We start from the raw sequence: 6,273 nt of genomic DNA on the forward strand, positions 1-6,273 counted from the left end.
AATCTAGGGCCGCGGCTGGTCGGGACGGTCGAGGCGAGCCTCCGGTGGAACGTCTCCCAGCACCACGATGGCGCCGGTCAGTCCCCGGCCTTCGTCGTTGCCCGTGGGTGAGCTGAACCAGTAGTAGCCAGGGCCGTCGAGGTTGAGCTTCGCCCTTCCTCGCGAATGATTCACCAGCCAAATGAATTTTCTGTCCCCATTGCTCGGCAGGAGCGCGCAGTGCGTGTTCAGGTCGTCATTGATGAGTTCGAGCTCGATATCACCCCCGTGGGGCATGACCAGAATCGAGGGATCCCAGCTGATCTCATCGGGCCGGATCCGGATTGTCGCCTCCATTCGGCCATCGGCCCTCTCCGTAGCCTGCCCAATGGTTCCGGTCCCAAGAACCTGACCCAATGCCGCCTTGTTCTGCGCGTCCAACCCGAGCTCGTCCAGTAGACCGGCTCGGTCCTGCGCGGTCGTCATCGGGCGTCACCTCCTCATCCAATCCTGTATCTGCTTGGCACAGGAAGCACGCGGTGCGACATGGCAATGGGTCGGCTGACCGAATCCCCGGATTCGCCGGTGCTGCCGGCGGTAGCAGACTTGAAGGCGCGAATATGATTGTGATTGCATGAGAACCATCACATCGAAACCAATTGCGTGGTCTTATTCCTGAATTGCAAAATCACCAATCAAGCAAAACTCTACGCCGGGTGAATCGCACCGACAAGGGCAAGCGCCAAGTCGGGCGGGCCATGCCGTTCGCCCGCCACCAGGTACCGTTCGTACCCGATTTCCCGCCGTTACGAGGGATCAGGCCATGTCGTACCGGTCGAGGTTCATGACCTTGTCCCACGCGGCCACGAAGTCGTGCACGAACTTCTCCTCGGCGTCGTCGCTCGCGTACACCTCGGCCAGCGCTCTCAGCTCGGAGTTCGAGCCGAACACGAGGTCGACGCGGCTGGCGGTCCACTTGACCTCACCGATGCGCCGGTCGCGGCCCTCGAACGTCTCAGCGTCCTCAGCCACCGGCGACCACTCGATGCCCATGTCGAGCAGGTTCACGAAGAAGTCGTTGGTCAGTAACCCGGGGGTCGAGGTGAGCACACCCAGCCGGGACCGCCCGTAGTTCGCGCCCAGCACGCGCAGGCCCCCCACCAGGACGGTCATCTCGGGCGCGCTCAGGGTCAGCAGGTTCGCCCGGTCGACCAGCCGGTGCTCCGCCGGCAGCCGGTCGCCCTTTGCCCGGTAGTTGCGGAACCCGTCCGCGGTCGGCTCGAGCGGCGCGAAGGACTCCACGTCGGTCCACTCCTGGGACGCGTCCATGCGTCCCGGGGTGAAGGGGACCTCGACGTGGTAGCCGGCGGCCGTGGCGGCCTGCTCGACCGCGGCACATCCGCCGAGCACGATGACGTCGGCCAGCGAGATCTTCTTGCCCCCGGTCTGAGCGCCGTTGAAGGACTCCTGGATCTTTTCCAGGGTGCGCAGCACCTGCGCGAGCGTGTCCGGCTCGTTGACCTCCCAGCGGCGCTGCGGCTCGAGGCGGATGCGCGCTCCGTTGGCTCCGCCGCGCTTGTCGCTGACGCGGAACGTCGAAGCCGACGCCCACGCCGTGGACACGAGCTGGGCGGCCGGCAGCCCGGAGTCGAGGATCCTGGCCTTGAGCGCGCCGACGTCCGTGTCGTCCACCAGCTCGTGGTCGACGGCGGGGATCGGATCCTGCCAGAGCAGCCGCTCCTTCGGGACCAGCGCGCCGAGGTAGCGCTGGATCGGGCCCATGTCCAGGTGCGTCAGCTTGAACCAGACCCGCGCGAACGCGTCCGCCAGCAGGTCCGGGTTCTCCAGGAAGCGCCGCGAGATCGGTTCGTAGACCGGGTCGAATCGCAGCGCGAGGTCTGTGGTCAGAATCGTCGGGGCGTGCGTCTTCGACGGGTCGTGGGCGTCCGGGACGGTGCCGGCCCCGCCGCCGTCTCTCGGAATCCACTGCCACAGGCCGGCGGGGCTCAGCTCGAGGTCCCATTCGTAGCCGAACAGGGTCTCGAAGAAGCTGTTGTCCCACCTCGTCGGCGTGGGCGTCCACGTACCCTCGAGTCCGCTGGAGATGGTGTCGGTTCCCTTTCCGGTGCCGTAGCTGCTCTTCCAGCCCAGGCCCTGCTCCTCGATCGGCGCGCCCTCGGGTTCGGGGCCGAGGTGGCGTTCCGGGTCGGCCGCGCCGTGGGTCTTGCCGAACGTGTGCCCTCCCGCGATCAGCGCGACGGTCTCCTCGTCGTTCATCCCCATGCGCCGGAACGTCTCGCGGATGTCCCGGGCCGCCGCGAGCGGGTCCGGGACGGTGTTCGGGCCCTCCGGGTTGACGTAGATGAGGCCCATCTGTACGGCGGCCAGAGGATTCTCCAGCTCCCGCACTCCGCTGTGGCGTTCGTCGCCGAGCCAGGCGCGCTCGTGGCCCCAGTAGACGTCCTCGCCGGGCTCCCAGACGTCCGTGCGGCCGCCGGCGAAGCCGAAGGTCTTGAAGCCCATCGTCTCCAGCGCGCGGTTGCCCGCGAAGATCATCAGGTCGGCCCAGGAAATCTTGCGGCCGTACTTCTTCTTGACCGGCCAGAGCAGACGGCGCGCCTTGTCCAGGTTGCGATTGTCGGGCCAGCTGTTCAGCGGCGCGAAGCGCTGCATGCCGGCGCCCGCGCCCCCGCGGCCGTCGTCGACGCGGTACGTGCCCGCGCTGTGCCACACCATCCGGATCACAAGCGGCCCGTAGTGGCCGAAGTCGGCGGGCCACCACTCCTGCGAGGTCGTCAGCACCTCGTCGACATCCCTCGCCAGTGCGTCGAGGTCGAGCGTCCGGAACTCCGCGGCGTAGTCGAAGTCCTCGCCCATGGGGTCGCCCGCGGCGGGGTGTTTCCGGAGGATCGTCAGATTGAGCCGGTTCGGCCACCAGTCGCGGCTGCTCGCGCCGCCAGTCGGGTGACCGCGGCGCCCGGCCGGGACGGAGAGGCCGAGGCCGGCCGCGTTCCCGCTGTTGCTCTCGCCGACGGTGCTGTCCGAGGCGTCCGGGCTGTCAGACACGGGAATCCTTCCGAGAACAGAGATTGTGCTGGGGAACTCAGATTTCCAGCGCGCGACGCACGGCCGGCGCGTTCCGCCGGGACACCGGCACCATCGTGTTCGTCCGGTCGTCCATGACCAGGGACAACTCGCCCTTGCGCCCGCGTTCGACCTCGCGGATGCGGCTGAGGTTGACCACATACCGTCGGTGCACCCGCAGGAAGCCGGCATCCGCCAGCTCACCGTCGAGCTTGTCCAGGCCAGGGGAGGCGGCTCTCAATCGCCCCTGGTCGGTGGCGAGCAACACGTCGTTTCCTTCCGATTCGGCGAAGGCGACCTCCGGTAGCCGGAGCAGCACCATCCGGTTGTCGCGCGTCGCGACCAGTCGGCGCGGCTGCGCACGAGGGGATGCGGACGCTTCCGCCTGGGGCAACGGCGCCCCGTCGGAGGCGCCGAACGAGACCAGGTTCCCGATCAGGCGGCCGGAACTGAAGACGGGGCGGATGCTGATCGAGGTCGGCTCATCGGCGAGATGGGTGAAGATCTGCGTCGAGCCGACCCAGTCGGGATTGTGGGCTGCCTGCCGGACGGCATACCGGACGGCTCCGACCAGTTCCGGCAGTCCGGGGTTCCAGCGCAGGGTGGGGTCGACCGCCGGGGTTGAGGCCGGGACGCCCATGAGCACACTTGCCATGTCGTCGGCGATCACCACCTTGCCCGCGGTGTCCAGCGCGGCGAGCATCGCCGTGGAGTGGGCCCTGGCCTGGGTGAACGCGGCGACCAACTCCGCGCCGCTGTCCCGGGCGTGCTTCTTCAGCGTGCATTGGGTCAAGGTGGCCGCGTTCGCCAGCCAGCTTCCCGCGGCGGCGGGAAGCTGGCTGCGCCAGCAGGAGATGTTCAGTACCGCGATCGGCTCCCTGGTCACCACGTCACGCACCGCGACGCCCGCACAGACCCAGTTGTGGAACGCCTGGCACCAGTGCTCCGGTCCCCTGATCGATATCGGGCCGTGCGCCTCGAGCGCCGTGCCCATGCCGTTGGTGCCGGCCGCGCACTCGGACCAGCAGAACCAGGGCGCCAGATTGGAGTCGGTGGCCCTGGCGAGGGTGGCCTGGTCACCCCACTCGGCCAGGATCCGGCCAGTGGCATCGGTGACGGTGACGACGCCACCGAGGTTGCCCATTTCATGCGCCACGGAGGCGGCACGAAAACCCAGCTCAGCGAATACGACATCGTGCTCGGGCGTACGGTCGGGCTCCGCGACGGCTATCGGAGCCGCTGTGAGGTGCGGGTCGACCCGGTACTGCTCTCGGCAGCGATGCCAGGAGATCGCCACCAGGGGCCGGACAGCCGGGACTTGATCCTCGCCCTGCACGAACCGTTCCCATGCCGCGAGCACGGTGCCGCTGCCCGGGTTCGCAGCCACGGGCTCAAGCCGATGTGCATCCCTCATGGTGGAGAACCGCCCTTGGTTCATCCCCAACGCCCGACGGCGTGCCCGTGGTCCGCGCTGGTCCCCGCTGGTCGCGGCCGGGCCCACAGCGGACTGGACACCGCGTCGCGCGTCTTCCTGCCTTGTCATTCGTTCCAGGCTGTGTCACAGACCGGCACTTCTCACTGTAGGCCGAAGTCGCGGCAGCGCTACACCATCTTTGGCCTGGATACCCGTTGCCGGCCGCGCACGTCCCTCTCCGGGTCGCGGATGCGGAATGTCGCTTGCGGGACGAGATCGGCGGACGTTTCACCGGGGCCGAGCGGGTCTCGGGGCCCGCGTTGTGCCGACATCGGCCGCCGACTCGCAACCGGAGCCGACAGGGTTTGCCCGTGCGTGAGCGTCACCGTGAACGCCGTTGGTGCTGCCGGCAGGCAGGTGGGCAGTGCTCGGACTGCTCGGTGGTTTCTGGGTGGGTGCGTGTGGTCAGGCCGAGGAGCCGGGTCAGGGCGGTGAAGCCGTCGTCGGTGCCGGGCCAGTGCGCGCGAACCGGGTCGAGGCCGGCGCGGCGGACCATCGAGCGGAGGACGGCGGTGGCGATGATGGCGTCGTCGGCGTAGCCGAGGACGGGGATGAAGTCGGGGACCAGATCGATGGGGATGGCGAGGTAGGCCAGCAGCAGCCCGAGCCGGATCCGGACTCCGCGGGGCAGAGTGGTGTCCGCGGCCAGCCTGCGCACCAGGCGCAGCACATCAGGCAGCACCCGCACGGCCTCACGCAACAGTCCTCCGCGCGGACGCAAGACCATCAGTGCGATCCCCAACGCCAGCCAGGCCAGTACGAGCGTGGCGACGACGCTGATCAGGAGGTCCCACCAGAACGAGCCGGTCACGAGTCCGCCACCGCCCGCAACCGGCGCGGGCTTCGCCGTGCAACGGGGTCAGGTGCCTCTGCTTGGAAGGCTGCCTGCTCGAACGCCGCCAGGTCGGCGGCGGCCTCGTCCACCGCGTCCCGGGCAGCCCGGCCGCCGGGCGCGTCGAAGTAGTCCCTGGCGGCGATCTTGGTCAGCCAGGTGCGGAAGCGTGCCAGGTCGGCTTCGGACTCCTCGACCTCGGCGTAGGTTGCCCGGCCTCGAGCGCGCTCCTGCGCGAGTTCCTGCCGCAGGGCGGGCAGGCGGTCCAGGACTTCGGCGTACTCGGCGTCGCGGGCGGCATTCATCTCGGCGACCACGGCCTGTTCCTCGGCGGGCTCGGTGAAGCGCATTCGCAGTACGCGGGCGGTGCCGCCCTGGTGGCGGACCCGGTCGACCAGCCGCCGGACCTGCCGCACCACCTCGTCGTCGGCGGGCAGCAGGCAGACCGATTGCTGCAGGTAGAGCGCGCCGAGTGAGCGCAGCTTGCGCCACACCCGCACGCGTAGCGTGCCGGCAGCCCCAGCGGTTGAGATGCTGATCATCAACCACTCCCTGCCGGCATTGCTGGTCACACAGCCATGTTACAGCCGTAACAACCCGGCATGTTGGCTCTCGCACCTGTCGACGTCGCCGCGCGGCTGCGGCGGTCCCGCAACCACGGCTGGGCGACCGGGCCGGCCCCGACGGCGGCCGGTTGAGCTTCCGCCGACAGGGGCCGGGGCTGCCCGCGGAGCCGCAGTTGCGTGACTCAGCGCGGGATCGGGGTGCCGATCGCCCGTCGTGGGGTCGAGGACCCGGCCCGAACCGCTGTCGCGCGACGGGTGTTCTCGCCGACGTGTCGCGGGTCAGGTGGGGAGGGGGGTTCTGCCGTAGGTGGTGGTGCGTTGGCGGGAGGGTCGTCCGG

The 6,273-nt window shown here is 69.1% G+C and carries 5 protein-coding genes; all 5 read right to left on the reverse strand.

Going from position 1 to position 6,273, the window contains the following annotated elements; all coding sequences use genetic code 11:
* Positions 1-3: 3 nt before the first annotated feature.
* Complete coding sequence (locus FCN18_RS33145; protein WP_112273581.1) at positions 4-465, reverse strand: MSMEG_3727 family PQQ-associated protein; 462 nt, start codon at positions 463-465, stop codon at positions 4-6.
* Between the two features lie 330 nt (positions 466-795).
* Entirely contained in the window at positions 796-3,045 is a 2,250-nt protein-coding gene (katG, locus tag FCN18_RS33150; RefSeq protein ID WP_137096963.1) for a catalase/peroxidase HPI, read from the reverse strand.
* A 37-nt stretch (positions 3,046-3,082) separates the two neighbouring features.
* On the reverse strand, positions 3,083-4,564 hold the full coding sequence (locus tag FCN18_RS33155; protein WP_228714252.1) for a DNA-binding protein: 1,482 nt from the start codon (positions 4,562-4,564) through the stop codon (positions 3,083-3,085).
* A gap of 295 nt (positions 4,565-4,859) precedes the next feature.
* Complete coding sequence (locus FCN18_RS33160) at positions 4,860-5,348, reverse strand: YkvA family protein (protein WP_137096964.1); 489 nt, start codon at positions 5,346-5,348, stop codon at positions 4,860-4,862.
* Positions 5,345-5,911, reverse strand: a complete 567-nt coding sequence (locus FCN18_RS33165) for a Chromate resistance protein ChrB (RefSeq protein ID WP_113642799.1) — start codon at positions 5,909-5,911, stop codon at positions 5,345-5,347. The genes FCN18_RS33160 and FCN18_RS33165 overlap by 4 nt, the downstream gene beginning before the upstream one ends.
* Positions 5,912-6,273 lie beyond the last annotated feature (362 nt).

It is taken from the genome of Prauserella endophytica (assembly GCF_005146945.1).
Taxonomy (GTDB): Bacteria; Actinomycetota; Actinomycetes; order Mycobacteriales; family Pseudonocardiaceae; genus Prauserella_A; species Prauserella_A endophytica.